This is a genomic window from Nannocystis sp. RBIL2 (assembly GCF_026626745.1).
In the GTDB taxonomy this organism is placed as follows: Bacteria; Myxococcota_A; Polyangia; order Nannocystales; family Nannocystaceae; genus Nannocystis.
The window spans coordinates 1,424,147-1,450,918 of record NZ_JAPNJW010000002.1; the positions used below are offsets into that span (position 1 = coordinate 1,424,147).

The 26,772-nt window shown below is 68.3% G+C and carries 25 protein-coding genes and 2 pseudogenes; 21 read left to right on the forward strand and 6 right to left on the reverse strand.

Translation table 11 applies throughout. The features are described from left to right. Positions 1-9: 9 nt before the first annotated feature. Positions 10-819, reverse strand: a complete 810-nt coding sequence (locus OV090_RS30850; RefSeq protein ID WP_267708234.1) for a hypothetical protein — start codon at positions 817-819, stop codon at positions 10-12. Between the two features lie 431 nt (positions 820-1,250). On the opposite strand from OV090_RS30850, the gene OV090_RS30855 reads away from it, so the two are divergent. The 3 genes from OV090_RS30855 to tnpB (OV090_RS30870) all read left to right on the forward strand — a co-directional run bounded on the left by OV090_RS30855 (position 1,251) and on the right by tnpB (OV090_RS30870) (position 2,463). Continuing rightward, positions 1,251-1,523 (forward strand): MerR family transcriptional regulator, encoded by a 273-nt coding sequence (locus OV090_RS30855; protein ID WP_267708235.1) that lies wholly within the window; start codon positions 1,251-1,253, stop codon positions 1,521-1,523. 66 nt (positions 1,524-1,589) lie between these two features. After that, positions 1,590-1,829, forward strand: a complete 240-nt coding sequence (locus OV090_RS30860) for a DUF1653 domain-containing protein (protein ID WP_267712101.1) — start codon at positions 1,590-1,592, stop codon at positions 1,827-1,829. A gap of 259 nt (positions 1,830-2,088) precedes the next feature. Beyond that, a complete protein-coding gene (gene tnpB / locus OV090_RS30870; RefSeq protein ID WP_346660407.1) occupies positions 2,089-2,463 on the forward strand; it encodes an IS66 family insertion sequence element accessory protein TnpB in 375 nt (124 codons plus the stop codon). Positions 2,464-2,765: 302 nt separating this feature from the next. Here the strand turns inward: tnpB (OV090_RS30870) and OV090_RS30875 are convergent, their stop codons facing one another. Beyond that, on the reverse strand, positions 2,766-2,999 hold the full coding sequence (locus tag OV090_RS30875; RefSeq protein WP_267708236.1) for a hypothetical protein: 234 nt from the start codon (positions 2,997-2,999) through the stop codon (positions 2,766-2,768). 23 nt (positions 3,000-3,022) lie between these two features. On the opposite strand from OV090_RS30875, the gene OV090_RS30880 reads away from it, so the two are divergent. Then, the gene (locus tag OV090_RS30880; RefSeq protein ID WP_267708237.1) at positions 3,023-3,484 is read left to right on the forward strand and encodes a hypothetical protein; all 462 of its coding nucleotides are present in this window, start codon (positions 3,023-3,025) and stop codon (positions 3,482-3,484) included. 403 nt (positions 3,485-3,887) lie between these two features. On the opposite strand, the gene OV090_RS30885 is transcribed toward OV090_RS30880, so the two are convergent. Continuing rightward, the gene (locus OV090_RS30885) at positions 3,888-4,292 is read right to left on the reverse strand and encodes a transposase (protein WP_267712103.1); all 405 of its coding nucleotides are present in this window, start codon (positions 4,290-4,292) and stop codon (positions 3,888-3,890) included. A gap of 759 nt (positions 4,293-5,051) precedes the next feature. Then, entirely contained in the window at positions 5,052-5,180 is a 129-nt protein-coding gene (locus tag OV090_RS30890) for a hypothetical protein (protein WP_267708238.1), read from the reverse strand. Between the two features lie 285 nt (positions 5,181-5,465). Here OV090_RS30890 and OV090_RS30895 point away from each other — a divergent pair, with 285 nt between their 5' ends. The 5 genes from OV090_RS30895 (at position 5,466) to OV090_RS30915 (ending at position 10,158) form a co-directional block, all read left to right on the forward strand. Then, positions 5,466-5,873 (forward strand): hypothetical protein, encoded by a 408-nt coding sequence (locus OV090_RS30895; RefSeq protein ID WP_267708239.1) that lies wholly within the window; start codon positions 5,466-5,468, stop codon positions 5,871-5,873. Between the two features lie 728 nt (positions 5,874-6,601). Next, positions 6,602-8,155: a jacalin-like lectin gene (locus tag OV090_RS30900; RefSeq protein WP_267708240.1), complete on the forward strand. Its 1,554-nt coding sequence runs from the start codon at positions 6,602-6,604 to the stop codon at positions 8,153-8,155. A gap of 940 nt (positions 8,156-9,095) precedes the next feature. Further along, positions 9,096-9,428, forward strand: coding sequence for a hypothetical protein (locus OV090_RS30905; RefSeq protein ID WP_267708241.1), 333 nt, complete (start codon positions 9,096-9,098; stop codon positions 9,426-9,428). Continuing rightward, positions 9,425-9,766: an IS66 family insertion sequence element accessory protein TnpB gene (gene tnpB, locus OV090_RS30910; RefSeq protein WP_267708242.1), complete on the forward strand. Its 342-nt coding sequence runs from the start codon at positions 9,425-9,427 to the stop codon at positions 9,764-9,766. The genes OV090_RS30905 and tnpB (OV090_RS30910) overlap by 4 nt, the downstream gene beginning before the upstream one ends. Positions 9,767-9,771: 5 nt before the next feature. After that, positions 9,772-10,158: a hypothetical protein gene (locus OV090_RS30915; protein ID WP_267708243.1), complete on the forward strand. Its 387-nt coding sequence runs from the start codon at positions 9,772-9,774 to the stop codon at positions 10,156-10,158. Here OV090_RS30915 and OV090_RS30920 read toward each other — a convergent pair. Then, a complete protein-coding gene (locus OV090_RS30920) occupies positions 10,155-10,634 on the reverse strand; it encodes an OsmC family protein (RefSeq protein ID WP_267708244.1) in 480 nt (159 codons plus the stop codon). The two genes, OV090_RS30915 and OV090_RS30920, sit on opposite strands and share 4 nt — an antisense overlap. 191 nt (positions 10,635-10,825) lie before the next feature. On the opposite strand from OV090_RS30920, the gene OV090_RS30925 reads away from it, so the two are divergent. After that, positions 10,826-11,809 (forward strand): transposase, encoded by a 984-nt coding sequence (locus OV090_RS30925; protein ID WP_267708245.1) that lies wholly within the window; start codon positions 10,826-10,828, stop codon positions 11,807-11,809. Positions 11,810-11,821: 12 nt separating this feature from the next. On the opposite strand, the gene OV090_RS30930 is transcribed toward OV090_RS30925, so the two are convergent. After that, a complete protein-coding gene (locus OV090_RS30930; protein ID WP_267708246.1) occupies positions 11,822-12,007 on the reverse strand; it encodes a hypothetical protein in 186 nt (61 codons plus the stop codon). Between the two features lie 178 nt (positions 12,008-12,185). On the opposite strand from OV090_RS30930, the pseudogene OV090_RS30935 reads away from it, so the two are divergent. The 11 genes and pseudogenes from OV090_RS30935 to OV090_RS30980 all read left to right on the forward strand — a co-directional run. Next, a pseudogene (locus OV090_RS30935) lies at positions 12,186-12,443 on the forward strand (S1 RNA-binding domain-containing protein); the annotation flags it as partial. A gap of 414 nt (positions 12,444-12,857) precedes the next feature. Beyond that, positions 12,858-13,991, forward strand: coding sequence for a GSCFA domain-containing protein (locus OV090_RS30940; protein WP_267708248.1), 1,134 nt, complete (start codon positions 12,858-12,860; stop codon positions 13,989-13,991). Beyond that, positions 13,988-14,875 (forward strand): WcbI family polysaccharide biosynthesis putative acetyltransferase, encoded by an 888-nt coding sequence (locus tag OV090_RS30945; RefSeq protein WP_267708249.1) that lies wholly within the window; start codon positions 13,988-13,990, stop codon positions 14,873-14,875. The genes OV090_RS30940 and OV090_RS30945 overlap by 4 nt, the downstream gene beginning before the upstream one ends. Before the next feature lie 8 nt (positions 14,876-14,883). Beyond that, complete coding sequence (locus tag OV090_RS30950; protein WP_267708250.1) at positions 14,884-16,122, forward strand: glycosyltransferase family 4 protein; 1,239 nt, start codon at positions 14,884-14,886, stop codon at positions 16,120-16,122. A 578-nt stretch (positions 16,123-16,700) separates the two neighbouring features. After that, complete coding sequence (locus tag OV090_RS30955) at positions 16,701-17,033, forward strand: hypothetical protein (protein ID WP_267708251.1); 333 nt, start codon at positions 16,701-16,703, stop codon at positions 17,031-17,033. A gap of 417 nt (positions 17,034-17,450) precedes the next feature. Continuing rightward, positions 17,451-18,005: a hypothetical protein gene (locus OV090_RS30960; RefSeq protein WP_267708252.1), complete on the forward strand. Its 555-nt coding sequence runs from the start codon at positions 17,451-17,453 to the stop codon at positions 18,003-18,005. A 169-nt stretch (positions 18,006-18,174) separates the two neighbouring features. After that, positions 18,175-18,606, forward strand: coding sequence for a hypothetical protein (locus tag OV090_RS30965; RefSeq protein WP_267708253.1), 432 nt, complete (start codon positions 18,175-18,177; stop codon positions 18,604-18,606). Positions 18,607-18,678: 72 nt separating this feature from the next. Continuing rightward, a pseudogene (gene tnpB, locus OV090_RS51050) lies at positions 18,679-18,810 on the forward strand (IS66 family insertion sequence element accessory protein TnpB); the annotation flags it as partial. Positions 18,811-18,955: 145 nt separating this feature from the next. After that, positions 18,956-19,537: a terpene synthase family protein gene (locus tag OV090_RS30970; RefSeq protein ID WP_267708254.1), complete on the forward strand. Its 582-nt coding sequence runs from the start codon at positions 18,956-18,958 to the stop codon at positions 19,535-19,537. A 603-nt stretch (positions 19,538-20,140) separates the two neighbouring features. Continuing rightward, the gene (locus OV090_RS30975; RefSeq protein ID WP_267708255.1) at positions 20,141-20,932 is read left to right on the forward strand and encodes a transposase; all 792 of its coding nucleotides are present in this window, start codon (positions 20,141-20,143) and stop codon (positions 20,930-20,932) included. After that, a complete protein-coding gene (locus OV090_RS30980) occupies positions 20,929-26,544 on the forward strand; it encodes an AAA family ATPase (protein ID WP_267708256.1) in 5,616 nt (1,871 codons plus the stop codon). The genes OV090_RS30975 and OV090_RS30980 overlap by 4 nt, the downstream gene beginning before the upstream one ends. Positions 26,545-26,772: the final 228 nt, after the last annotated feature.

The window sequence follows — 26,772 nt, forward strand, 5'->3', positions numbered from 1 at the left end:
TCTCCTGCTTCACATGGGGGGCGGCAGCGTGGAGTACAGCTTCTCGGGCTCCTGGGGCCCCTGCGACTTCAAGGGCGTATCGCCGGCGAGGTCGTCGCGATCCGGCCAGGCGACGAAGCCGTGCTCCACCGCCCTGGCCAGGCGATTCTGGCAGCTACAGGCATTGAGCGGATCGACGTGCTCGCAGACCGACTCCAACTCCGCGCGCAGATCTTGAAGGGCGCGCGTGTAGGCGACGTTCCCGCCGGTCGGCGTGCCGAAGATCGAGTTCGTCTCGTCGCGAGAGAACCCGAGGACCTCACGCAAGATGAAAGCGGCACGCGGCGCCGGGGCCAGGTTCATCAGGACGGTTGTCAGGCACTTGCGCTGTAGCTCGCGCTGAAGCACGTACAGCCGCCGCACGTCGCCGCGAATCAGCGGGTGTCCCATCCCGAGCTTTGTCGTCCCGTCGAACCGTCCGAGGCTCTCGTCGAGGTTGAACCCGTCGAACCGTTGGCGAGCGGAGAACAAGCGGATGAGCTGCCGGAGTCGCCCGAACAAGTCGGGGGCGGGCTGCTCGCGGATGGGTTCGCCCTGCGAGCGCTTCTGGCCAGGCCGCTTGTATTCGTGCTGACGCAAGCCGGGGCGCTTGTAGGCGCCGGGCGGGTGGCCCGGCAGCACGTCCGGAGCGTCCGGCTGGAGCATCGCCATGCCCGCCTCACGCGAGCCAGCCATCCAGGTTGCGAACAGCACCACGAGCGGGTGTTCGGCGGGCGGCCGCTGGGCGGGGGCCTCTTGTTGTGCGGCGGTGCCCGAGGATTCAGGGGTCGGGGTGGCCATCGACGTCCGATGTTGCAGCGGAAGCGCGCTTCCGTCCAGCCGGCCGGCCGGCCGGGGAGCGGACGCGCGCCCTGGCTCGGCCAGGATGGGCTATCCTCGGCCTATCATCGGTCTATCATCGGGTCAATGCCCGCTTGCGCGCCGCCGCGGCGCGCGCAACCGCTCGGCCGGGCAACTGTTCAGCGCTTCCTAAAAGTTCGCGGTCGAGGAGCCGGTCACATGTCCATCACGGGCCGGTCCCACGCTGCAGGCGGCGAGCGGGGCGCCCGAGGTCGACGCCGCCTACTCGGCCGGGCGCCAGAACCGCGGCGGCTCGGGGATCATCACGCTGGCGCACGCCTCGGACGGCCGCAGGACAGCTGCCGGCGCGCTCTCCCGGCACAAGCCTGAACCCTTGCGGCAGCGTCGACGCGTCCGGTACCGTCCGCGCGGTGTCCTTCCCCCTCACAACCGAGGAATTGGCGAAAATGGCCAACCTCACCGTGCCCACCATTCGGGAATGGCGAAAGCTCGGGCTCTTCGTCGGGATCAAGACGACGAAGAAGGGCGGAAGCGGTGGGGTGCGGATCTTGTGGGCGGCCTCGGCTGCGGACCGGGTGGCGGAGATCGTGAAACTCAAGGGCGAGGGGTGGGGAAACGACGCCCTGCGCGAGCATTTCGCAGCGAAGGCAAGAGCACAGGAGAGCGGTCAAACGGCCCCGTAGAGCGATCGCCGCGCGCGTCGAGTCGCGCTCGTCGCCCTGAACTCACCATCTGTCGCAAGCGTGAACATGCGGTTACAGCCTGGCATCTATCGCCATTACAAGGGAACCGAGTACCGAGTCTTCGGTGTCGCCCGACATTCCGAGACCGAAGAGCAGGTCGTCTTCTACCAGGCGCTCTACGGCGAACACGGCCTTTGGGTGCGGCCTTTGTCGATGTTCCTGGAGTCGGTCGAGATTGACGGCGAAAGCGTCCCGCGCTTTACCTTGGTCCAGCCCGAGAACGACCTGTTCGCGCCGCCGGGCTAGTGCCGCGACCGGGCCACTTCGAGCCGCCCTAGCGAGTTCTCCGCCACGCTGGCCAGCGAGCTGGTTCCGGCGCGGGTAGCCCGCCGCCTGCCACTGCAGGGCCCGCGCCTGAGCCGCCGCCGCGACGCCCTGGTCGACGACTCGGACACGCGCGGGGCGATGGGCCCGGAGCGGCCCGCCCCGGCGTCGTCGTCGACCCGCCGCAGGTCTCGCGCAGCGAGCTGGCGGGTGAGGCGCTGTCGATCCCTCGCCTGCGCTGGTGCTCGGCGAGACCGGCGTCGGCAAGGAGCGCGTCGCCGGCGAGCTGCACCGCCTCAGCGGCCGGCGGGGACCGCTGCTGTCGATCAACTGCAGTACAAATAGCCGCGGGCCCAATAGCAGCACGCATCCGCGCGGGTGGGGTCGGGCAGGTCGACTTGCGCAAGGCTTCGAGGGCCTCAGCGCGCTCGTGCAGCAGGCGCTGGGCAAGGATCCGCTGTCGGGGGCGTCGTACCTGTTCACGATTCGGCGGCGGACGACGGCGAAGGTGCTGCCCCGCCTGGCGATGAGCCGGCGAAGAAGAAGACGGGGCACGGATGTTCGCTACCACGGACAGGAACGTGAGACGCCCGGCGAAAGGGGAAAGGGGCGCTGATCATGGAGGGATATGGCCGGCAGCAGCGGCAATCAGACCGTCAAACGCAGGTCAGGGGCCTCCGGAAACCGCGGCCTCATGTCGAGCGAGGCGCATGGCGCGGACGAGAGCGAACCGCCAGCGGACGCTGACCACGACGTATTCGTGGCGGCCGACCGCAGGCGCGTGACCTGGCCACCGCTCGCACGACTGCCCGAAGCACCCACGTCGCTCGGTCTACCGCAGCGCGCGAGCGAGCGCGCAAGTCAGCGTGACGCCCCGGCCGGGCTCGCGGTCACCGAGGAGCACCTTGCACGCTCGTTCTAGCGGACGCGGACCGTATCGGCGACGATGACAACGTGTCGTTCAAGACGTTCAAGTGCGGTCGCGACCTCGATCGCCGCCTGCGATCGCCAGACCGGGCCACGGTGCTCGCGGCGCTGGACGAGGCCGAGCGCGCCCCCCACCCCGCGCTCGAGGATGCCGTGTGCAGCCACCTGCTCAGCGAAGACTTCGAGATCGGAGGTCGGGCTGCCGAGGTGCTCGGCGCGATTCACAGTGCGGGGAAGCGACCGGAGCAATGGCCGATCGATCTCGGCACGGATGGAGCCCCGAATCCATCGCTGCTACCTTCGATGCAGTCTGGGAGGAGGTGCAGGACGAGTTGGTCGCGGACGAACCGTCGTCGGCGCCGACGAGCATCGAAGCGATCGAGGTGGCCGTTCGCGAAAAGTTCGCGCCCGAGCGCACGAGCTTGCCACTCGACTACCGCCGTTACCTGGAGAGTTCGATGCAGCATGGCTGGATCAGCCGCAATGGCATGTTCCACCTGTCGGGCGCCGGCCTCCATCTCAATGGCTATCGCCCCGGCATCGTGATCGCCTGGTGGTACGACGATCACTTCGTGTTTCTGGATCCGAGGGAGCAAGAGAGCGCGCTACCCATCAAGTACTACAACATCGACGAAGACGAGGATCCGTACGGCGAGTACCCGAGCTTCAGCGTCTGGCTCCTCACCGAGATGCGACGGCGCAGGCCATAGCCGTCGCGGGCCGAGAACGCCCTCGGGGTACTGTAAGGTTTCAGCCCCTCGTCGCAGGCAGCGCTGCCAGCCGCTCGCCGCGTTGCTGTGACACGGCGATGAGGGGCACGGACTCGCAGCCCATCGGCGGCGAGCCGAAGCGCCTGGCGTCGAGGGTGAAGTCGATCGTCGCGCCGCTGCGCCGCGCCGTGCCGAAGTCGGCGGACGGGGCGCGGCGATCTGAGCGGCTAACGAGTACACCGTCGGGAACGCGTCGCCGTGCGCATCGATCACGTGGAACATCAAGCGGCTCGCCGACATGGCGGTGAAGCTGCGTCGGGTCAAGACGATCGAAGCTGCGTCGAGTACGGCAGGCCGTCCGAGACTGCACGTGTTCTTGCACAGGCCGTAGGCGAACCCGCCGTCACGCGCCGCGTCGATCGCCCGCGGGCCTGTGCCCGCGGGCGAATTCTTGGGGCAAGACGGCGACTCCTGGCTCGCGCAGCGCGGCGCGGGCGGTGAAGCGGAGGTACTGCTCGGGGTCGACGCCGCAGACGATGCACGTCTCGATCAGCGAGTACATGATCGCCGCGACATGCGTGCCGCGCACCGATCTCGACCCGTAGTGATTCTTGCGCCCGAGCACCATGCCCCGCAGCGCGCGATCGGTGCGGTTGTTGCTGAGCGGGATCAGCGGGTCGTCGAGAAAGGCCGTCAGGCCGGTCCAGTTGCCCAGCAGGTAGCCGGGCGCATCCGCGAGCGCGCTGCGCGGGAGCGCCGAGGACGCCCCAACGCCCCAGCGCGCCGAGGTCGCCCCATCGCCCGAGATCGCCGAGGTCGCCGAGGTTGCCGAGGTCCCCGCGGTCTCAAGACCAGACCGAGAGCCAGTACAACGAGGCGCCTCAGGTCGCCGAGGTCGCCGGGGTTATGCCGCCGCTCCAAGGCGCCAAAGCCCATGTAGCCGAGCCGGCGCGCTCTCTCTCTAAACCTGTCCTTAAGGCGGCTTGTGGGCCTTGCAGGTCTGGTGATTGTGTTCGTGGCCGGATGGCAAGCGGGGCGGCTCCGCGGCGGCGCGGGCGAGGACGAGTTAGCCACCACCGCGGATGCTCCTTTGGAGCCGGCCAAACTTGGAGGCGAGCCTCTGGTTTCGTCGGTCGTTCCGCCGCCAGTGCCGCCGGCGCCTTTGCCCGAAGCCCAGCCGGTCCCTCCGCAAGGAGATCGCTCGCCGATTCCAGCCGATAACCGACAAACGACGCCCCAAGCACCTATGAGAAAGGCTAAGGCCCGCCGCGCTCTCGACCTCGCGGACGAGGCTGAGGCGGTGATCCGACGCAACCTGCCAAGAGTACGTTCCTGCCAGGGGGCGCCGGACGTGATGGGCCTGCACTTGCGTCTGAAACCCGATACTCCCGCCGCTCTCGTTGCTATTGACGAGGAGGCGATCGATCCAGGGCTCAAGTGGCAAACGTGCGTTCGGCGGGTCGTTTCTCTGTTAAATTTCCCGGCGGTTTCGGAGCCGTCTGATATTCGTCTGCGGATCGAAATCTGATGATTTCGTGTCGAGCTACAGCCGCCTAGCCTTTGGAGGTCACTTCCACGCGAGGGCCGGCTCGTCGGAGAGACGCACGCGGACGATCTGCGCGCCGATCTCGTGCGGGCGGGCGGTGTCGACGTCGGGTTCACGCCGTGGGCTCGGGAGGGCGCCCTCTTCATCCATGCAACGCTAGAAAATGGTCGATCTTTTCTAATGTGGGTCTCTCCCCCAATGCCTCGTATCTGGGTCTTAGGAGGCGGAGCTCGGCGAGAGCTTCGTTTACAGCACCAAGCTCGGCGAGAATGATTGCCGCATTGTAGTGAGCATCAATCTCAACCCATTCGAAACCGAGGCGTTCCGCGTCAGAAGCCACTTTATCCGCAGGCGTCGCCGGCGACCAGGCAGCGGAGCACCCGCCATGCCCCACTTTGGGTCGCCGCTGGACGGCGCGAGGGCGCCGAGGTGCCGGTGCCCACCGCCGACCCGCCGCGCGGCGAGCTGTTCGCCGTCGCGCTGCACAACGCGGTCGAGGGCTGCGTGTCCGAGGCGTTCGCGGCGGCGCTCGCGGCTCACCAGGCGCGCCACGCCGGGAGCCCCGAGCTGCGCGCCGTGTTCGCCGCGATCGCGGCCGACGAGCTGCGCCACGGCCAGCTGGCCTGGGATCTTCACACATGGCTTTTCGGGCAGCTCCCGGCGGAGCAGCAGGCCGAGGTCCAGGCCGCGCAACTGCGGGCGTTGGCGATGCTGCCCCGCGAGACCTGCGAGACCGCGGCGACAGCTCCGGCCGAGCTCGGCTGGCCCTCGCCTGCCCGCGCGCGCGTGATGGCCGAAGGGTTCGCCCGCGAGGTAGCGGCCGCGGTGGGCGCGGCCGCCTGAGCGCGGCGAGAGCGACGCGGGTCGGCTCGGGGAAGGTGGCGAGGGCGGCATGCCGTCCTCGCTGGTGTCCGTCTCGGGATCGAGTCGCGCGCGGCGTTCAGCGGGTACTCCGACGAGCCAGATCGGACCGTGGTGCTCAGGTCGATCACGACGTCGGCCGGCAGGTTGCCGCGCTGGGTTTCTTTGCCGAACTGAAAGAGACCGTTGAGCCGCACGTAGTAGCCGCCGCGCCGGTCCCCCGGCCCGCGGCGGTACGCCTCGATCCTCGCCGTCGTCCGCCGGTCCCCGGCCTTGCGTGAGCGATTCAGTATGCAGGCCCATTGCTCCCTTGCGACGCTGAAATTTGGAACTGGGGTTGGCGGTGCTCGAGCGCAACCACCACGCGATCTGCGGTCGTGCGCGACGGTGCTGCGGGTGGTGCGTGAGGGTGGAGACCGACGCGGGTATGCGAACTCGCGCTCGGCCCGGCTTTGGAGTGAGGGATTTCGCCATGCAGGCCGCATTGCTCTCTTGTGGCAGTAAAATTAGACCTGGGTTTGAGGCGACCATTACCCCATTCGTGGCGAGTAGCTTAGGCTCGGCGCAATTTCGCGAATAGGTCGAGAGCGCGCAATAACGATACGGCTTGACCCGCGTCGGCATAACCGCCGATACTCCCTGGAGGTGGTGGTGTTGGACAAGCGCACGTCCGCACCTGCCATCGTGACGCAGAGGACACAGGAGAAAACATGAATTCGACGAATACGAACGGCAACGCGAGCGCGGGCGGCCAGTCGGCCGCAGAGGTCAACCCATTGACGGAAGTGGCAGCGCTGCGTGCGGGCTACGACAGCGTGAACGGCGACGGCAGGGTCACGAGCGCCGTCAGCGGAGGAACGGTGGAGCGTGGAGGTATCAGCGAGTCAAGAATCCGGGTCTGTTTGGACGTCGAGCAGGTGTGCCAGGCGCTTGGAATCAGCTGGTCGCTGGGAGCCAGCATCCCGGGGGTCGGCGGCGCGAGCCGGAAGTCCAAGTTCGTCAACTCGATCAAGATCACGACTTACAGCCTCACGATCGTGGTCTATTCCCAGCACGTCCAAAAGACAGAAACGCTGGCCGATGCCCGCCTGTCGCCCGGCGTCGAGCCGCCGCAGGGCGACGAGGCGCTCCGCCGGTTCTTCCAGGCCTACGGCGACTCCTTCATCACGTCGCTGACGACCGGCAGCGAGTATTACGCTGCGTACGTGCTCCATGCGCAAACCAAGGAGCAGCAACGCGGCCTCGAGGCCGGTCTGCAGGCCGAGGGCATCTACAACGGGGTGAAGTTCGAGGCCGCGCTGCAGGGTAAGCTGGACAAGTGCATCCAGTCGGTCAACGTGAACGTCACCTTCGATCAACAGGTCGCCGGCATCGCGAACCCCAGCTTGCCCACGCCCGACAAGATGATCCAGTACGCGATCGACTTCCCGTCGCTCGCGGTCACCGCGCCGGTGGTCCTCGGATACGAGTACGACGGCTACGAACACCTGCCCGAGATCACCACGTCCTTCGAGCCCATCGCGAAGAACCGGCGCTACTTCATCGGTGACAAGGCCGTGGGCGGCCTCACCGCCAAGGAAGCCCAGGTCCAGGGGCTCGACAATCAGCTCCTCTGGTTGCAGGAGACCTACAAGTTCTACGGTGGCTATGTCGACCCCAACGTCGACCGGGTAAAGGCCATGAGCGGCAAGGAGCTGAGCGCCATCCACGCGCAGAAGAGCGCGTATGCGCAGGATCCGATCCAGTCCTTCACGGAGCCTGCGCTGCCCTCGCTCAACGAGGGGACGCCGGAGCTCAGCCTTGCCGGGGGCACTTCGGAACAGAAGGGCAGCACCGGGGGGAACCCGTACGACGACGTGCCGTCTCCCCTGGACAACGTCCAAAAGCGCACGCGCATCACCCAAATCAAGATGAGGATGGGCGATCGCGTCGACAAGCTGAGCACGACCTACCTCGACCAGAACGGGGACACGGAGAAGGAACACGGGGGGACCGGCGGCAAGGAGGACCGCTCCATCAGGGTCGAGGCCGGGCAATTCGTCGTCCGGGTCACGGGCAAATACAACAAGAAGATGGACAAGATGACTTTCTTCCTCAGCAATGGCCAGAGCGTGACCGCGGGGGGCACCAGCGGGGACAAGGAGTTCGATCTGGCACCGCCGTCCGGCAATTTCGTGCTGGGCTTCCGGGGGAGGAGCGGCTCCGAGTACGACGCCATCCAGCTCGTCTACGCCCACTTCAACCCGGCCAAGTGGTCTAGATAACCGGCCGAGAGCATCGAACTCTCAGCGCGGGCGCCCTTCAGAACGGTGGGTCCCGCGCTTGGTTGCCTGCCCGCGCGGCGGCCACCAACCGGCCGAGTTGCTCCGCGCAGGCGACCTCGTGCGGCTTTAGCGCGAGAGACACGACCTCCGGAGCGTGCTGAATGTCTTTGCGATTTGCGCCCGCGCACCACACTCCTCGCGGCCAAGGCCGCCCGCTGGCGTCACCTTCGAGAACGTCCTCTACGAGGGCCGCGGCCCCGGTGGTTCGTGCTTCATCGTTGAGGGGCTGACCGACAACAAGAACTACACGCCGTGCTGGCGGCCGGCAGGCGCACGGCGCCGGGCGGCTACATTGGGGCCGAGGTCTCGACCGCATCCACGTCGATCGGGACGGCGCGCCGCCGCGATGTGGTCCTCACCGGCCGGCGTCCGGGCTCGCGCCCGACCACGGTCGGCGGCAGGGCGAGGCAGGCCACGATCTGCTGCCAGGTGCCGTCGCCGCACCACCGCTCGTACCAGCGCCACGTGGTCGTGGCTCTGCCGTGCTCGGCGGGGATATCGCTCCACTTCGCGCCAGCGTGCAGGACCCAGCGGATCCCGTCGACGGTGCGGCGGAGGTGGGTCCGCGTGGCTCGGCGGTCCCATCGGTTCGGCGGGTCGGAGAACGGTAAGCGTCCGGCGAGCTACGTCGTGACGAGAAGCCAGCCGAGGACCTACAAGGGGGCCTCGGAGGATGAATGTTGAAAGAGAGTGATGAAGATCGTGGTGATCAAGGCGCGGTCGTGCTGCAGCCCGAGCCGCCGGCGCGAGGGACGTTCGCGCTGCTGATCCCGAGCGACATGTCGTGGCAGGCGAGCTCGTTCGGCGGTGCGCTGCGGCTGGACTTCCGACCGATGCGGCCGAGAGACCGGGCGGCCCGAGCGCGGGCGAAGGTCAAGCCATGAGCACGGCGACGGAGGCGACGTGGCGCAAGCGGGTCGACGGCTGGATCGCCAGCGGTCAGACCTGCAAGGAGTACGCGGCGCGCATCCGGGTCAATCCGCACACGCTGGGTTGGTGGAAATGGCGTCTGCACGCGGCGCGGGCCGATGCACGTGCCCAGGGCACGGGCGAGGCCGGCTTCGTCGAGGTGACGGAGCAGGTCGCCGCCTCGCTGACGAGTGAGGCCGGAGTGCTCGAGCTCGAGGTCGGACGCGTGGTCCTCCGGATCCGCGGGCATGTCGGGGCCGACGTGCTCGGGAGCGTGCTCGACGTGTTGGAGGGGCGACGGTGATCCCGGCGTCGGTTCGGATCTTCGTATGCACCGAGCCGCAGGACATGCGGCGCGGGTTTGATGCGCTCGCGCTCACGGTGCGGCAGGTAATCGGCGAGGACCCGCGCGGCGGTGCAGTCTTCGTGTTCGCCAGTCGCAGGTCCGATCGCGTGAAGGTGCTGTGGTGGGACCACAACGGCTACTGCCTGATGTACAAGCGGCTGCATCGGGCGCTGTTCCGGGTACCGGCGGCGGACGAGCCGGCGCAGCGCTCGGTGGTCGTCGACCCGAAGGGCTTCGCGGAGCTGCTGCGGGGCGTCGAGCGAGCCCCGCACCGTGAGGGTCGAAATCGCACTTGACGTGAATGCTCAAAAGCGTACGTAGGAGGCGTGACGACGACGTCGCGGCCGGCGAGCATCATCTCGAGGATCTGCAGCGCGAGCTGTGGGTCGTCGCCGGCGGTGAAGCGCTCGGCCTTCTTGCCGACGACGATGCCCTTCTCGAGCAGCTTGCAGCGCTCGAGCAGCTCCATGTACAGCGTCTTGTACCGCTCGCGCTCGGCGGTCAGCTTGTCGATGGCGTCCGCATGCTCGCGCTCGGGGTCCAGATCGCCGAAGAATGGATCCACCTCATCGACGGCGACTTCGATGCGCCGTTGGAAGTCGATGAGTGGGGCGAGGTTCAAACACCTACGACCGCGACTAGCGATGCGATCATCGGCGTCGCCGTGCGTCGAGGCGGGGGCCGCTAAGTCGGTTGATGCCGCCAACTCCCCTCCACCGCCACCTCACTGCGGATCGAATTGGCGATGAAGCAAGCATCGTGAGCCGCGTGGTGCAGTTGCGCGACGGCGGCGTCGTCTGGCGCCGGGTCGCCCGCGAAGACCACCTCCGGGTGCAGCACAACGCGCGCGATCCAGGCCTTGCCCCCGGCGTTCTTTTCCATCAGACCGCGGGCCGTGTCGGTGTAGCACTCCACAGTGAAGCCCCTGGCAGCGGCCAGGCCAAGAAACCACAGCATGTGGCAGCTCGCGACCGAGGCGACGAAGGCTTCCTCGGGATCGACATGAGCGGGGTTCGAGAGGGGAACCCTGACGACTTCGGGCGAGCTGGAGGCCGGCACCACCGCGCCCCCGTCGAAGCGCCAGAGGTGCTCGCGGCTGTACTTGTTGTCGGTGAACTTGCTGCCCTGCCTGGACCATTCGATGGTTGCGCTGTGCGTGGACATCTTCGCCTCTCGGTCTCCAGGCCGGCATTGTAGACATACGGCGCCGGCATGTCCTCGCCCACGCAGTGGGGATGCTCCGCGGTCCGTCGGGCGCCACCCGATACGTTGCTGCGGCAATTGCTCGCCACCGCCGAGTCGGCAGTAAACGAGGCGCGCGCGGGCTGACAGGCCGCGAGCTGCGATTCGCGCCAGTGGTCCTCCAGCACGTCGAGAACGCGCCCGAGCACGTCGGCTTCGACGTGACCACGGATCCGGAGCACCACGCGCCCGACCTCGAGCTCGACGAGGACGCCGGTCGCGTCCGTGCAGAGGTAGGGCTGCGTGAAGGCATCGGCGAACATCGCCTCGATGAGCGGCTCGACGAGGTCGGCGAGCTGCTCGTGCCAGCCGCAGATCGTCGAGCGCGCGAGCTGGAGGCCGTCGCGGGCGTAGAGCGCCTCGAGGCGGTTCCCGGGCAGGTGGTCTTGCCAGCGATGGACGATCGTGTCGGCGAGGAGGCCGGGGCCGGCGAGGCCGCGCTCGATCGGCAGCTCCAGGCGCTCCGCGATCTGCACCGCTGGCGCCTCGGGTGCAGGCGAAGGAGCAATGCCAGCTCGGAGCCGGAGCTGGCCAAGCACGCGCTGTCGCTGATCAAGGCGCTCTTCAGGATCGAGCGCGCGCTGGCGACGGCGCCTCGCAAGAAGCGAGAGTCGGTCCGGCAGGCGAAGTCGAAACCCCTCGTCGACGCTTTCTTCCTCTGGTGCGACCAGCAGGCCGCGCTGGCCCTCGACGGCACGCCGCTGGCCAGAGCTCTCGGCTACGCCCGCAATCAGCGGATCGCCCTGCAGCGCTTCCTGGGCGACGGCCGCCTGCCCCTCGAGAACAACATCTCCGAGCGCAACCTCCGGCGCGAGGTCATCGGCCGCAAGAACTGGTTGTTCCTCGGCAGCGAGGAGGGCGCCCGCGCCAATACCCTCTTCGTGTCGCTCCTGGCGAGCTGCCAGCTTCACCGCATCGAGCCCTGGGCCTACATCCGCGACCTGCTGTGCCTGCTCCCGTCGTGGCCCCGACGCCGCGCCCTCGAGCTCGCCCCGGCCTTCTGGCACGAGACTCTGAAACAGGAGGACACTCAGCAGCGGCTCGCCACCAACGTCTTCCGCCGGGTGTCGCTCGGGATGCATACGATCGAGGTGTAGCCGAACGGCAGCTCAGGCGGGAACGCAGCTCGCCGGACGGATACGACCGGCGTCGGCACGGACGAGGAGCGCGGCGGAGAGGCGCACCTGGATCATCTCCGGGTGCGCCGGGCTGAGCTCGAGCTCGAGAACCTCGACCGCGCGCGCGAGCAAGCCTTCGCGCGTGGGGCCGGGGTCGGTGGCGACGGCGAGGTTCATCAAGGTATAGCCGACCTCGCGATGCTCTCGCCCGAGCGGATGGCCTCGGCCTCCGCGCCGCCGCGGTCGCCTGCGAGAGGCCGATGTAATTCCGAATGAAGATGAGCCCACAGCCCCGTGAGCTCTCTCCCCTGGCCCCACGTCCGTGCGAAACTTTTCGACACAAGGAGACAGACACATGACTGCCCATAACTCGAAGGGCCCAGCCCCAATTCAGGTCCCGGCGTCCGACAGCCCGCTCCAAGCAGGAGCCACCATCACCGGTGTTATCGTCAACATCGACCACCAATCACGTTGGGTCACCGTTCACGCTGGTCTGAAGTCTGAAGCACTTATCCCGATTGAGCAGTTCTACAACGATGCTGGCGAACTGACCATCAACGTTGGGGATGAAGTTCAGGTCGCTTTGGATTCGGTTGAAGATGGGTTCGGCGAGGTCTAGCTGATCGTGCGGCGCAAGTAGCGAGGCTCGCGGGGGCTGAAGCACGGCCGATGGGCCGAGACAAGCGCTGACGCGGGAATTTGCCGTGCCGGGGGCTGCCGTGGTCAACTCCACGGCATGCTCCTACCCGTGTCCTGGATCGACTTCGTCCTCGTCGGGTTCATCGCGCTCGACGCCGCGATCCAGTGGCGCCTGCTCTGCAGGCGCTCGGCATCAAGGCCGGCCGGCCTTCTTGACGGTCCGTTTCTCCGCTCGAGCTTGGGCCGATGTAATTTCGGATGAAGATGGATCCGATGCCGGTTGCGGTATGAAGGGAAGCGCGACAGACAGCAACACCTTCGTCGCTCTTGCGACGCCGGACCGATTGTCGCCCCCGCTCGAGCAATCACCCGAGCACCAAACATGACAATGCCCCAGCTCCCCGAGGGAAACCCCTATTCCGGTCGGCCGAAGCACTGCTTCTGGCAGCAGGCTGTGGCGGCCTGCGCGAACGACGGGGTCGATCCGGTCGTCGCCGTCCCCTTCCACATCACGCCCAAGGACCAAGTGGCCATGGCAGGGAGCTGCTTCGCTCAGCACCTCTCCCATCTTCTGGTTGCCGAGGGCTTCACACCCCTCTTCACCGAGCGCTTCATCGGCGCGCCCGGCACGCTGAACGAGGGCTACGGCGTCTTTCCCGCGCGCTTCGGCAATGTCTACACGGCGCGCCAGCTCCTCCAGCTCTTCGACCGCGCTTATGGCCTGTTCCGGCCGCAGGATCGCTGCTGGCCGGGGCCCCTCGGGTTCATCGATCCTTTCCGGCCACGCATCCAGGCCGGTGGCTTCCCCAGCCGGGAGACGCTGGAGGCCGACCGAGCGCGCCACTTCGCCGCCACGCGACGGATGTTCGAGCAGTCCGACGTCTTCGTCTTCACCCTCGGGCTCACCGAATACTGGGCGGCCGAGGACGGCGCCGTCTTTCCCCTCGCGCCCGGCGTGGTGAGCCCCGGCCTCGATCCGCCGGGTAGTGGGCCTTATCGCTTCGGCAACGCTGGCGTGGCCGAGGTGGTGCGTGACATTGAGGCCTTTCTCGGCAGGCTCCGCGAGGTGAACCGCCGCGTCCGTGTCGTGCTCACGGTCTCGCCCGTGCCGCTCCTGGCCACCTTCGAGGATCGGCACGTCCTGGTCTCCACGGTCGCTAGCAAGAGTATCCTGCGCGCCGCGGTCGACGAGATCTGCCGCGCCCATGATGATATCGCCTACTTTCCGTCCTTCGAAATCATCACTGGGCCGCAGTCGCGCGGGCGCTTCCACGGCCCCGATCTCCGCGAGGTGACGCCGGAGGGCGTGGGCTTCGTGCAGGCGGTCTTCCGCCGTCACTTCCTCGACCTCGGCGCGGGACAGGCGGAGGCCTCCGTCGTGCCGGCGCCTGCGCCAGAGGGTGACGCGTCCGATCCCGACCTCGCCGGGCGAGCACGCCGTTACGCCACGCTCGCCCGCGTGATCTGCGACGAGGAGGCCATCATCCACCCCGGTCCGGCCGGCGGAGCAACGCGAACATGATGCGTATCGCGGTATTCGGGATTTGCCAGGCGTACAGCTACGCGCACGCGCTCGCCCACCTGCTGCCCGACGCGGAGGTACAGGCATTCCAGGCCTCGCTGGTGCGGGGTGAGGGCCGGATCGCCGAGGTGGCCGACCTCCTGACCGGGTTCGACGCGGTGCTGACGCAGCGCTTCTCGGCTGATGAGATGGAGGCGCTGGCGACACCGGCGCTCCTCGCCCGCTGTCCGCGGATCGTCATGGTGCCGACTGTCGTCTTCACCGGCTACCAGCCCGACGTCGTCCTTCTACCCCACGAGGGGAAACTCCTCGCGTCACCCGTCGGATCGTATCACTCGGCGATCGCAGCCGCGGGCTTCTCGCTCGGGCTGCCCGAGTACGACGTCCAGAACCTGTTCAATCGGCTCGTCTACGCCCGGCTCGGCTACTTCGAGGAGTTTGTGCGGGCGCGCGACTTCCTGCTGGCCTCCATCACGGAGTGCGGCCTGCCGCTGGAGGCCGGCACGTTCGACGCCTGGCACCGCCGCGGCCCCTTCATGCTCACCATGAACCACCCGTGTATCTTCGTCTTCGCCACGCTGGCGCGGGCGGCGGCCATCCAGCTCGGGCTGCTGGACGCCGCGGTTCCGACGCCTGAGCTGCGATTCGACCCCCTAGCGATCGATACCATCTGGCCCGTCTATCCCGAGCTCGCCGAGGCTCTGGGCGTGCCGGGCGACCTCTTGTTCAAGCGCCAAACCGCGCTGACGCAGCCGATCGGCAACATGGCTTGCCTGCCACTGCCCGCCTTCCTCCGCGAGAGTTTTGCCATGTACCGCGACTATCCCGTGCAAGCGTTCGAGGCCGAGGACGTTATTCGCGTCCGCCGCGTGCTCGCGGGCTGAGTCTCACCATGACGACGAGCCCCAAGATGAACGTTCTGCTGGTCGCGCCTATCCTCGGTGGCGGGGTGGAAGCGGCGCTGGAAGTCCTGATCCGAGGCCTCGAGTCACGGGGGATCCAGTGCGGCGTCCATGCCACGAGCGGAGCCAGTGAGCGACTGGAGAAGCACTGCTCGCTGGGAGTACACCTTGGAGCATCGCGGCCTGTCGTGGTGGATCTGCTGCGAGGTCGCTACGACCTCGTCCACGCCACTTCCCTGTGCGTTCAATCCCCGACCATGGCGCGCCTGCTCCGCTGGGCGCACGCGCTGGTGCCCACGGTCTGCACAAGTCACGGGAGCGTGGAGATCGACGTCTCGTCCGTCCCTTTCGACGCCTTCACGGGGGTCTCGTCCAGCGCGGCAGCGGCTCTGCTTCTCCCGCCTGGAGAGACCGTGCACGTGGTGCTGAGCGGCCCGGACACGGAGCACTGCCAGCCCGGCCCGGCTAGCCCCTCGGCCCGGCCGAGGTTGCTCTGGGTCGGGCGCACGCTGGACAGCGACTGGCAGTCGAAGGATGTCCATGGCCTGCTTTATCTGGTCGCCGAAGGAGGGTTGCGTGGATTCGACGTGATCCTGCTCGACGCCGAGGACCGGAGAGAGGCCCTGGGTCTCTCGGACTGGCTGGCTGGTCGCGTCGACTACCGCGCCGGGCGGTACTCCAAGGCAGAGATGGCGGCGCTTTATCGTGAGACCGCCGCATCCGGCGGCGCGCTGCTCTCCACCTCGCGCGACGAAGGTCTACCCATGGTAATGTTGGAAGCGTGGGCTTGCGGCTGTCCTGTCATCGTCCCGCGCCGGGCCGGGTTCGATCTGGTTCAGGACGGCGTGAACGGCCTCGTCTTCGAGCGCTCGGAGTCGTTCGCAGGTATTCGTCGTTGCCTCGACGCCCTGCGAGATCCGGAGATGCGCGCGCGTATCGTGGCCCAGGGCCTCGCAACCATCGCGGGGACGTGCAATCCAACTGCGATGGTCAGCGGATACGAGCAGGTGTACCGGCGCCTCCTGGCGGAAGGCCGCCGCTCCCGGCTTCGCGCCGCCTGGCGCGACGTGCTGGCCCTCCCAGGCGAACTCCTTCGCGCCATCCCTCACGCGCGCTGGGCAGGGTGGGCCGTCAGCAAGCGCTGCAGCGCGATCCGCCCCTTCGCGCGGCCACGTGGGGCGGAACCGTCGCCGCGCCGCAGCGCGAGCGAGATCAAGCCCGAGGGATGACTTCATCGTCACTCGCCGAGCCGTCGCGCGCGCCCGCTAGGACACGACCGCGCCGCGTCCAGAGCGCCGGCTCGCAGCCCTCGCGCGTCAACCCCTCCCGCGTGCAGCGAGGCCGCCCTCGCCCTTGAGTTTCACGATTGGTTAATCCTTGCGCCGGATCCGAGAGTACGCCCGCGTCCCGCCGAGCACGGCCCGCGCGCCGGCCTCGAGCTGGATAGCCTCGGCCTCCGCGCCGCCGCGGTCGCCTGCGAGAGGCCGATGTAATTCCGAATGAAGATGAATCCGCCGCCGGCGGGAGTATCACCGTGCGCGGGACGACGGGTTGTCCCGCGCTCCCCCACACCGTGGCCAGCTCCAGCCAAAGAGCCCTTGCGCCCTCTGGCGCTCCGGCGGTACGGCGCCGCTTCTGCTACAGTCACTCCTGGGTCAAACGACCTCGGGGACCCACCACCACCATCACATCGCGCCGCGGTCACGCAACGTTCGAACCAGGCGGGCAACGCGCCTGCCAGCAAGGAAACAGACACATGACTGACGTTAACTCCAAGGGCCCGGCCCCAACTCAGGTCCCAGCGGACATGACGGAGAAGCCCCCCGAGACGACGGCCGAAGTCCCAGAGCAGATCAAGCCCGACACCGTCGTTGCCGACGCCCGCGACAAGCTGCTGGCAGCCATCGGCGCCGAAGCCCAGCACCTCGCGGAGAAGTCCGCCGGCCAGGCATCCACCGCCCTGGCGGAGCTCGCACACGCCTTTGCCCTGGTGACCAGCCCCAACCCCGCAGCCGCCGGCTTCACCGCTGGTCGGCGATATGTGGAGGAGCTCGCCCCGCCTAACGGTTCTCCCATTGGCGATGACTACATCGTCATCGACGTGCCCAGGCCGGTCATCACCTACTATCCCCGTACCTGAGGCCAGAACTGCGCCTGCGCAAGGCCGCGGCGGGCATGGCGAATCAGTCACCGCCCCAGAGCACGGGGCGGGATAAGAAGTCGCGGCCCCACTGGACTGCAGGTCGGGAACACCAACTACATGATCACCAAGGCCAAAGAACAGACCCGAGATCCGGGCCCGGAGCTGCGAGCCCGAGCCTGGTCATTCGGCGCGCAGCGCGTGACGGGAGGCATGGCGGGCGGCCTCGATCTGCACCGGCTCTGGGGAGCTGCCTTAGACGGTGGAGACGGACGCGCGCGCGCTCGCCGATGTACTTCCGAATGAAGATGAATCCGGCGCCGGTGGGAGTATCAGTGCTCCGGCAAGGTCCCGTGAGCGGCTCGATTCCCCCCTGGCCTCACGCCTGTGTGAAACTCGACACAAGGAGACAGACACATGACTGACGTTAACTCCAAGGGCCCGGCCCCAATTCAGGTCCCGGTGGCCGACAGCGCGATCCCGGAGGCCGAGGGCGGCCCTGCGGCACCCACCTCGAACGCCGTCGCCGACGCCCGCGACAAGCTTCTGGCAGCCATTGGCGCCGAAGCCCAGCTCGTTGCGGAGAAGTCCGCCGGGGATGCGTCCAAGCCGCTCGCGGAACTTGCCCGCGCCTTCAACAATGTGACCATCAAGAACATGATCACCGGTACGTCGCAAGCGGACGTCGCCCTGCTCGTGGTGCCTGCAGACCGGGGAGGATTCGAGGGCGCCTTCGCGCGTGAAACCCAAGTGAGGCTGTTGACGGCCATCGGCGGCGAAGCCCAGCACCTCGCGGAGAAGTCCGCCGGCCAGGCATCCACCGCCCTGGCGGAGCTCGCACACGCCTTTACGCTAGTAACCAGCCCCAGCCCCGCAGCCGCACGGATCGCGCTCGCGCCCGCAAGCGGCCTCACATTGATGAACGAAGTGGCGATCGACGGGAGTGTGACGGTCACGGTTAGATATCTCTGAGCGTTCGCCGGGGCGGCGTTCTTCGCGTCTGTCGCCCCCCGAAGGTCTTCGGCGACGGCGCAAAGATCGACATCCGCGACTGTGCGGACGTTCCTCGCCCCAGGCGAGCACCTCGTCAGCGCGCACCCCGGTCGGAGCGAGTTTGGCGCGGCTGGCGTATGCTTCGTAGATGAACGGACCATGGTGGCTCGCGCTCGCAGCCGGACTCTTCGCCTGCGGTCCACACCCGCCGCCGAACGACGGCATGACGGACACCGGTACTAGCGCGGTCTCCACCATGGTTGAGCCGTCCTCACGGCTCGATCACCCGCAGCCCGACATGCTCCCCCCGCTGGACTGCAACGCGCGGCCGGAGGTCGCTCCGGACACTTTCTGTGATTACATCTGGAACGGCTTCGACCCCGGAATTGTCTACGCTTGTTTAGATGGCGCCGACCCGGAACCCTGCCCGGACGCCAGTGCGCCTGAGATTTTGACGACTCTGGAAAGCTGCTTTCAGTGCTGGATCATCGACACTGTCGGGACGTGCGGGCCCGACCCCACCCGCGCGGATGCGTGCTGCTATTGGGCCCGCGGCTATTTGTACTGCCCGACCGGGTGACGACGGGCGGCGTGTCCGCAGTCCCGCGGGCAGGCTCACGCGGGCTCACGCGGGCACACCGCTCCGCTCGCCGTGCCCCGTCGTGACGGGCAGGTCGACTTGCGCAAGGGCTTCGAGGGCCTCAGCGCGCTCGTGCAGCAGGCGCTGGGCAAGGATCCGCTGTCGGGGGCGTTGTACCTGTTCACGATTCGGCGGCGGACGACGGCGAAGGTGCTGCCCCGCCTGGCGATGAGCCGGCGAAGAAGAAGACGGGGCACGGATGTTCGCTACCACGGACAGGAACGTGAGACGCCCGGCGAAAGGGGAAAGGGGCGCTCCGGAAACCGCGGCCTCATGTCGAGCGAGGCGCATGGCGCGGACGAGAGCGAACCGCCAGCGGACGCTGACCACGACGTATTCGTGGCGGCCGACCCTTCACCGTCGCTCTCACTCCCGCTGTCCGTGGCCGTCGTGGCTCGCCCGGCCTTACCTGATCGCCTACCTCGGTGACGAGGACCGAGCCGACCGCTACCTCGACCAAAAGCAGGCGCACTTCGCCTGCGTTGGCTATCCCCGCACACTCGAGGACCGGGCGCATGTTCTCTGCGACTCGGTCCTTCCGGTCGACGATACCTTCAGCAAACCCGGTATCCAGGGCAACCCTGCCGCAGCCAGGGAACACCATGCCGGCTGGAGCGCGGTGTTCGCCGGTGAACCTCCACCACCCGGGGCCGACCCGGCGTACTTCTTCGTGCACGAAGCCCTCGAGGCATGCCTGCCCCACGCATCCCCCGGCCTCGTCGAACGCCTCCGCAGTGGCTGGCAAGACGTCGCGGATGCCTTTCTTGACGAGGCCATCCACAAGACGAGCGAGGTCGGCGCTGTGCTCACCGGCGCAGGAGCGCCCGGCCGCCCCGCCTCGCCGAGCTGCTCGGCGCGCTCGCGCGGGTGATGGGCGACGGGGTGGTGCTGCGCGCGGTGACGACGCAGGGCACAGTCACCGCGAGCATGCCGCCGGCTGCGGTGGACAACCGGTTGCCACGCGCATCGCTGCCGCCGCTCGCGCGCCGCGAGGGGCGCGAGCTGTTCGACGTCCTGCGAGAGGCGTGGGCCCTCGCCACGCGGGGTGCTCTCGCAGATGGACCGATCGAGTGCAGCGCGCTCGCGCGGGACACCGGCACGCTGGCCGCCGGGCCGCACGAGCCGCCGCCTGTCCCGTGCGAGCCCTTCGTGCTCCCGCCCGATCCGGCGCTGACTGACGCGCTCGCGGACATCGACACGAGCAACGAGGCCGGGCTCGCGGCGGTGCTCGTCCATCCCGACCCGCGGGCACGCGTCGCGCTGATCGACGACTGGGGCGACGTGCTCGGCCACGCGCCGACGTGGGCGCGGCTGCTGGCCGATCCGTCCCCCGCCGTGCGCGCTGCCGCCGTGCGCTGCAGCGACTGCCCGCTGCCGATGCCAGCGAGCGAGCGTCACCCCGGCGTCCGTGCGTCGTCAGAACAGGCGCACCCGTGGGAACTGGCGATGCTCGCGGACCCTTCCGGAGTCCGCCGTGCGCGCCGCGGTCGCGAGGAATCTCAAGGCTCCGTCCCGCGTGCTCTGCGAGCTCGCGCGAGACCCGGTGGCCGAGGTCCGTCGCGCCGTGGCGTGGCCGCTCTGCCTGGCCGCGTTCTCGGGGTACCGCGGCGACGCGGCGGCCCGACGCGCCCTCGAGGCGCTGGCACGGGTGCGGCGGCCCGTCGTCGGTATTCGCTGGGTCCTTCACATCGGCGCCAGGAGGCGCAAGGTCCCGGCCGAGTACGGCCGGTCCACGACTGCATGGCGCTGGTATGAGCATTGGTGCGTCGACGGCACATGGCAGCGGCTTGCCGCCACACCCCGGCCCCGCCGACCCCGCGGCTGCGCGCGAGGTCGCAGCGCCCGTACACACCTCGCCGAAGTCGACGGGCTGAGCCGGGTGGGACGCGTCACGGTTGCCGCCAACGCCGGCCAGGAGGTGCTCACGCGGGCCGAGGCCGGCGCCTTCTCGCCGGCGATCGCCGCTGCGGCGCTGGCGCTCGGCACCATCGACCTCGAGCGTGGCCGCGGCGCCGAGCCGAGCGGCGATTGCACCCACCCGAACGCGCTCTCGAGTCGCTTCATGGACGCGTCGCGGCGCAGCTTGCAAAGCTCTCCCGGCATGCAACAGTCATCCGGCACCGCAGGTGCGGTCATGCCGAGGGCGCGCGACATCATAGCCCGTGCTGTCCTGGCGACGCCGAGCCCGCCGGACGAGACCGCCGAGCCCGGCCGTCATGCGGAAGAGCGCGGCGAGCGCTTTGCTCGTCTCGGATTCGCGCGATGACCTCGCCCCCTCCGTACACCATCACGGAGTCTCTCTCCCACGGCGGCAGAGCCGTTCTCTATCGCGCGATCAGGAACGCTGATGGCTGCGCGGTCGTCCTCAAGGTGCTCGATCCGCGGCGCCGCCGACCGCAGGACCTCGCGCAGCTCAAGCTCGAATACGAGATCGGAACGCGGCTCGCCTCCCCGGCCGTCGTCAGGCCGCTCGCCCTCGAGACGTACCAGGGCATGCCGGCCCTCGTCCTGGAAGACTTCGGCGGAGAGGCACTCGACGCCTCGCTCGGGGCACCGATGGCGGTGGACCGCTTTCTCTCGCTCGCGCTCGGCATCGCGGGGGCGGTCGCGGACGTTCACCGGCAGGGCGTCGTCCACAGGGACCTCAAGCCCGCCAACATCCTCGTCAACCCCGCGACGGGTGAGGTCAAGCTCGCCGACTTCGGGCTCGCGTCCCGCCTCCCGCGCGAGCATCAGCCCGTGTGCCTCATCGAGGGCTCGTTGCCCTACCTGTCGCCCGAACAGACGGGGCGAATGAACCGCGCGATCGACAACCGCGCCGATCTCTACTCTCTGGGCGTCACGTTCTATCAGATGCTCACCGGAGAGCTCCCCTTCGAGGCGAAGGATCCGGTGGAGTGGGTCCATTGTCACGTCGCCCGTGTTCCTCCGTCCCCTGCCGAGCTCGTCTCCGAAGTGCCCGAGCCCCTCGCGCGCGTCGTGCTGAAGCTCCTCGCCAAGATGCCCGAGGATCGCTACCAGAGCGCCGGCGGTCTCTCGGCCGATCTGGAGCGCTGTCGGATCCAGTGGCAGGCGTGCGGGCGGATCGAGCCGTTCCCGCTCGGTCGGGACGATGTTTCGGACCGCTTGCTGATCCCGCACAAGCTCTACGGGCGCGAGCGGGAGACCGCCGCGCTGCTGGCCGCTTTCGACGCCGTGGCCGCGACGGGCGCGCCGGCGCTGGTGACGGTGTCCGGCTATTCGGGGGTAGGCAAGAGCGCCCTGGTCAATGCCTTGCACAAACCGATCGTGGAGAAGCGGGGATATTTCATCGCCGGCAAGTTTGACCAGTACAAGCGCGACATTCCCTACGCCACGCTGGCCCAGGCCTTCGAGGGTCTGATCCGCCAGATCCTGGGCGAGAGCGAAGCGAGGATCGGGCAGTGGCGGGACGCTCTGCGCGAGGCGCTGGGCCCGAGCGGTCAGCTCATGGTGAACCTCGTCCCCGAGCTCGAGCTCGTCATCGGGCCACAGCCGGAGGTCGAGGAGCTGCCGCCCCAGGAGGCGCAGCACCGCTTTCAGATGGTGTTCCGGCGGCTCATTGGCGTCTTCGCCCGGGCCGCGCATCCGCTGGTGCTCTTCCTCGACGACCTGCAGTGGCTGGACGCGGGGACGCTGGCCCTGCTCGCCGATCTGGCGACCCACCCGGACGTGCATCACCTCCTCCTGGTCGGGGCCTACCGCGACAACGAGGTCGACCGCAGCCACCCGCTGATGCGCAGCCTGGAGGCGATCCGCGAGGCGGGCGGCATGGTGCGGGAGATCGTCCTGGCCCCGCTGGCGCGGGAAGACGTGGAGCGGCTCATCGCCGATGCGCTCCATGGTCCGCCCGAGCGGGCCCGGCCGCTCTCGCAACTGGTGTTCGAGAAGACCGGCGGCAATCCGTTCTTCACCATCCAGTTCCTGACGACCCTGGCCGAGGAGAAGCTATTGCGCTTCGACCCCGGTAGCGGGACCTGGACCTGGGATCTGCCGCGCATCCACGCCAAGGGCTACACGGACAACGTGGTGGACCTGATGCTGGGCAAGCTCGCCCGCCTGCCGGGGGACACGCAGGAGGCCCTGAAACAGTTCGCCTGTCTCGGAAACATCGTGGACTTCGGGACACTCGGCCTCGTGCTCGAGCGACCGGCGGAGGCGATCCACGCCGCCTTCTGGGCGGCCGTGCGGGCGGGCCTCGTCTTCCGGCAAGACGAAGGCTACATCTTTCTCCACGACCGAGTTCAGGAGGCGGCCTATTCGCTGATCCCTGAAGAGCTGCGCGCCGGGACCCACCTGCGCATCGGCCGAATCCTGGCTTCGAAGCTGACGCCTGACGAGATCGCCGAACAGATCTTCGATGTCGTCAATCAGCTCAATCGCGGCAGCGAGCTGGTCGGGTCGCAAGAGGAGCGGGAGCGGATCGCCGAGCTCAATCTGATGGCCGGCAAACGCGCCAGGAGGGCGACAGCCTATGCGTCGGCCTTGACCTACCTCGCCGCCGGCGCGGCGCTGCTCACCGAGGACCGCTGGGAGCGCCTGTACGGGCTCACCTTCGCGCTGGAGCTCCACCGGGCGGAATGCGAGTTCCTGACCGGCGCGCTGGAGGCGGCGGAGCAGCGGCTGGCGATGCTCTGGGGTCGGGCCGAAAGCGTCGTCGACCAGGCGGCCGTCACCTGCCTGCGCCTGGATGTGTATATGAACCTCGACCGGAGCGACCGCGCCGTCGCCGTCGCTCTCGATTACCTCCGACATATGGGCGTCGACTGGTCGCCGCATCCGACAGAAGAGGAAGCGCGACGCGAATACGAGCGGATCTGGTCCCAGCTCGGGGAGCGCACGATCGAGGAGCTCATCGACCTGCCCTTGATGACCGACCCGGCATCCCTCGCTACTCTGGATGTCCTGACCAAAGTCGCGTCGCCTGCGGTCCTCACGGATGTGAGGCTGTTCGCCCTGGTCGCCTGCAGGGCCGTGAATTTGAGCCTCGAGCACGGCAACAGCGATGGTTCGTGCCTCGCATATCCCAACGTCGGCATGGTCGCCGGGCCGCTCTTCAGTCACTCCGAGGCTGGATTCCGGTTCGGTCAGCTCGGCTACGAACTGGTCGAACGACGCGGGTTGAAGCGCTTCCAGGGCAGGACTTACATGGTCTTCGGAACCATGGTCATGCCGTGGATGAGGCCTGTGCGGGCTGGCCGTGACCTGGCGCGTCGCGCCTTCGAGGCGGCGAATGAGACCGGTGACCTCACGTTCGCCGCATGCAGCTGTTTCCAGCTGAACAGCATCAGGCTCACGGCAGGAGATCCGCTCGTCGAGGTGCAACGCGAAGCCGAGGATGGCCTGGAGTTCGCCCAGAAGGCGCGGTTCGGCTTCGCCGCGGACATCATCACCGCGCAGCTCCAGCTCGTCCGGACGCTGCGCGGCGCGACGCCGACATTCGGCTCCTTCGACGACGGGCAGTTCGACGAGCGGCGGTTCGAGCGCCATTTGGCGAACAATCCGGTGCTGGCGCAGGCCGAGTGCCGCTACTGGATCGAGAAGCTGCAGGCGCGCTTCTTCGCCGGCGATCATGGGGCCGCCGTCGCGGCAGCATCGAGGGCGCAGCAGTTGCTCTGGACATTGCCATCATTCATCGAGACGGCAGACTATCACTTTTACGGCGCGCTGTCTCACGCCGCCTCCTGCGATGCCACCGCGGCCAGCCAACGGCAGCAGCATGTCGAAGCTCTGGCCGCCCACCGCGAAGCGCTCGCGAGATGGGCTCGGGATTGCCCGGAGAATTTCGAGAACCGCGCTGCGTTGGTGGACGCCGAGCTCGCGCGCGTTTCGGGCCGCGACCTCGATGCCATGCGCCTCTACGAGCGGGCCATCCGCTCGGCCCACGACAACGGCTTCGTGCAGAACGAGGCGCTGGCCAACGAGCTGGCCGGCCGGTTCTATCTCGACCGCGGCCTCGACAAGAACGGCTTTGCCCATCTCCGCGACGCGCGCGCCTGTTATGCCCTGTGGGGGGCCGACGGCAAAGTGAAGCAGCTCGACCGGCAACATCCCCGGCTCTTCGAGCCCAGGACCTTCGCGCCCACCGCCACCGTCGCGGTTCGGCCCGTCGAGCTCGACCTCTACTCGGTGACCAAGGCCTCGCAGACCATCTCGAGCGAGATCGTCCTCGACAAGCTGGTGCGCACGCTGCTCGCTATCGTGCTCGAGCAGGGCGGCGCGCAGAGGGCTTGCCTCGTCCTGTGTCGCGACGAGAGCCTCTCGATCGAGGCGGAGGCGACCCTCGAACACAAGGGGTTGGTGACGACCGTCCTCGAGCCCGCGCCCGTGGATGGTTCCCAGCGCCTCCCTGCGTCCGTCGTCCACTATGCGCACCGGACGAAGGAACGCGTCATTTTGAGCGACGCCGCCGCCGACGCCGATAAGCTCGGCGGCGACGACTACTTCGCCCGGCACCGGCCCAAGTCGGTCCTCTGTATGCCGATCCTGCGGCAGGCCGAGGTGGTCGGGCTGCTCTACCTCGAGAACAACCTCCTCGCCGGCGCCTTCACGCCCGATCGGCTCGTCGCCCTCTCGCTCTGCGCCACGCAGGCGGCCATCTCGCTCGAGAACGCGTTGCTCCTCCAGCGCGCGGCCTTCCTGGCCGAGGCCGGGAAGATCCTGTCCGCGTCCCTCGATTACGAGCAGACGCTGGACCGCCTCGGACGGCTGTGCGTGCGATCGATCTGCGACTTTTGCCTGATCGACGTCGTGGAGGCCGGGGGGATCCAGCGCGTCTCCGGGGCACACAAGGATCCCGCGAAGGAGCGATTGATCGAGGAGCTCCAGCGGCGGTATCCCCCTCGCTGGGACTCGCCCCACCCGGCGGCCGTGGTCCTCAGGACGGGTGCGCCGCTCCTGTTCCCTCGGCTCCCCGACGAGCACATGCGAACGATCACCGTGGACGACGAGCACAAGAGGTTGCTCCGCGAGCTCGGGGCACAGAGCTCCATGATGGTGCCGCTCGTGGCGCGCGGGCAGACGCTCGGGGTGCTGAGCATCGTCTCGGCCGTGCCGGGCCGCTACGGGCGCGCCGATCTCGAGCTGGCGCAGGAAGCAGCGTGCCGCGCCGCGACCGCGATCGACAACGCACGTCTCTACCGCGCCTCTCAGGAGGCCGTCCGCGCACGGAGCGAGTTCCTCACCGTCGCTTCCCACGAGCTGAACACCCCGGTGACCTCGCTCATGCTCGCGCTCGAGTCCTTGCGCCGGGCGACGCTCTTGGGGCGGCCCATGGATCCGCAAACCGTCGACAGGCTGGTCGAGCTCGCCGGGCGGCAGGGAGCCCGACTGACCAGGCTCACCAACGATCTGCTCGACGTCTCGCGGATGGAGGCGGGGCCATTGCCGCTGGAGCTCACCGATGTCGACCTCGTCGCCCTCGTCCGCGAGGTGGCCGAGCGCTTCGAGATGGATCTTACGCGCGCCCGCTGCCCGGTGTCGATCGATAGCGGCGCTCCGGTCGTGGGGAGATGGGATCGCTCCCGTATCGACCGGGTCGTGACCAACCTGCTCTCCAATGCCATCAAGTTCGGGGCCGGCGAGCCCATCGAGCTCTTCGTCGGCGCGGAGGGCGGCGTGGCGCGGCTCGCGGTCCGGGACCACGGCATCGGCATCGCCCCGGAGCAGCGCGACCGGATCTTCGGGCGCTTCGAGCGTGCGGTGTCGGAGAAGCACTACGGGGGCCTGGGCCTCGGGCTGTACATCAGCCGCAGGCTCGTCGAGGCCCACGGCGGGTCGATCCGATGCGTCAGCCCCCCAGGCGCCGGGGCCACGTTCATCGTCGAGCTGCCGGTCTCCGTCGGCCGTGATAAGCCGTGATCGAGGCGAGCACCGGCTGCCGAGCAAATCGTCGGACCTCGCCCGGGGACGCGTCGAACGACCCGGCCCCGGGCGGCGCGTTCGAGTCGTCCGCGCACGCCGCGAGGACGTCGTCGGACGTCGCTCGGGAGCGGGCGACGTCCGCCTGGACTGGCCTGGGCATGCCCCTCCAAGATCATATGGGCGCTTTCGCGCAAGCTGGCTCAGCCGTGTCCGAGGGGCCTTGAT

Bases quoted from the DNA above. Each gene is read 5' to 3' on its own strand.
- OV090_RS30850 (WP_267708234.1), bottom strand. From the start codon at position 819: ATGGCCACCCCGACCCCTGAATCCTCGGGCACCGCCGCACAACAAGAG.
- OV090_RS30860 (WP_267712101.1), top strand. From the start codon at position 1,590: ATGCGGTTACAGCCTGGCATCTATCGCCATTACAAGGGAACCGAGTAC.
- OV090_RS30880 (WP_267708237.1), top strand. From the start codon at position 3,023: ATGGCCGATCGATCTCGGCACGGATGGAGCCCCGAATCCATCGCTGCT.
- OV090_RS30890 (WP_267708238.1), bottom strand. From the start codon at position 5,180: ATGGATGAAGAGGGCGCCCTCCCGAGCCCACGGCGTGAACCCGACGTC.
- OV090_RS30900 (WP_267708240.1), top strand. From the start codon at position 6,602: ATGAATTCGACGAATACGAACGGCAACGCGAGCGCGGGCGGCCAGTCG.
- OV090_RS30905 (WP_267708241.1), top strand. From the start codon at position 9,096: ATGAGCACGGCGACGGAGGCGACGTGGCGCAAGCGGGTCGACGGCTGG.
- OV090_RS30915 (WP_267708243.1), top strand. From the start codon at position 9,772: ATGCTCAAAAGCGTACGTAGGAGGCGTGACGACGACGTCGCGGCCGGC.
- OV090_RS30920 (WP_267708244.1), bottom strand. From the start codon at position 10,634: ATGTCCACGCACAGCGCAACCATCGAATGGTCCAGGCAGGGCAGCAAG.
- OV090_RS30930 (WP_267708246.1), bottom strand. From the start codon at position 12,007: ATGAACCTCGCCGTCGCCACCGACCCCGGCCCCACGCGCGAAGGCTTG.
- OV090_RS30940 (WP_267708248.1), top strand. From the start codon at position 12,858: ATGCCCCAGCTCCCCGAGGGAAACCCCTATTCCGGTCGGCCGAAGCAC.
- OV090_RS30945 (WP_267708249.1), top strand. From the start codon at position 13,988: ATGATGCGTATCGCGGTATTCGGGATTTGCCAGGCGTACAGCTACGCG.
- OV090_RS30950 (WP_267708250.1), top strand. From the start codon at position 14,884: ATGACGACGAGCCCCAAGATGAACGTTCTGCTGGTCGCGCCTATCCTC.
- OV090_RS30955 (WP_267708251.1), top strand. From the start codon at position 16,701: ATGACGGAGAAGCCCCCCGAGACGACGGCCGAAGTCCCAGAGCAGATC.
- OV090_RS30960 (WP_267708252.1), top strand. From the start codon at position 17,451: ATGACTGACGTTAACTCCAAGGGCCCGGCCCCAATTCAGGTCCCGGTG.
- OV090_RS30965 (WP_267708253.1), top strand. From the start codon at position 18,175: ATGAACGGACCATGGTGGCTCGCGCTCGCAGCCGGACTCTTCGCCTGC.
- OV090_RS30970 (WP_267708254.1), top strand. From the start codon at position 18,956: ATGGCGCGGACGAGAGCGAACCGCCAGCGGACGCTGACCACGACGTAT.
- OV090_RS30980 (WP_267708256.1), top strand. From the start codon at position 20,929: ATGACCTCGCCCCCTCCGTACACCATCACGGAGTCTCTCTCCCACGGC.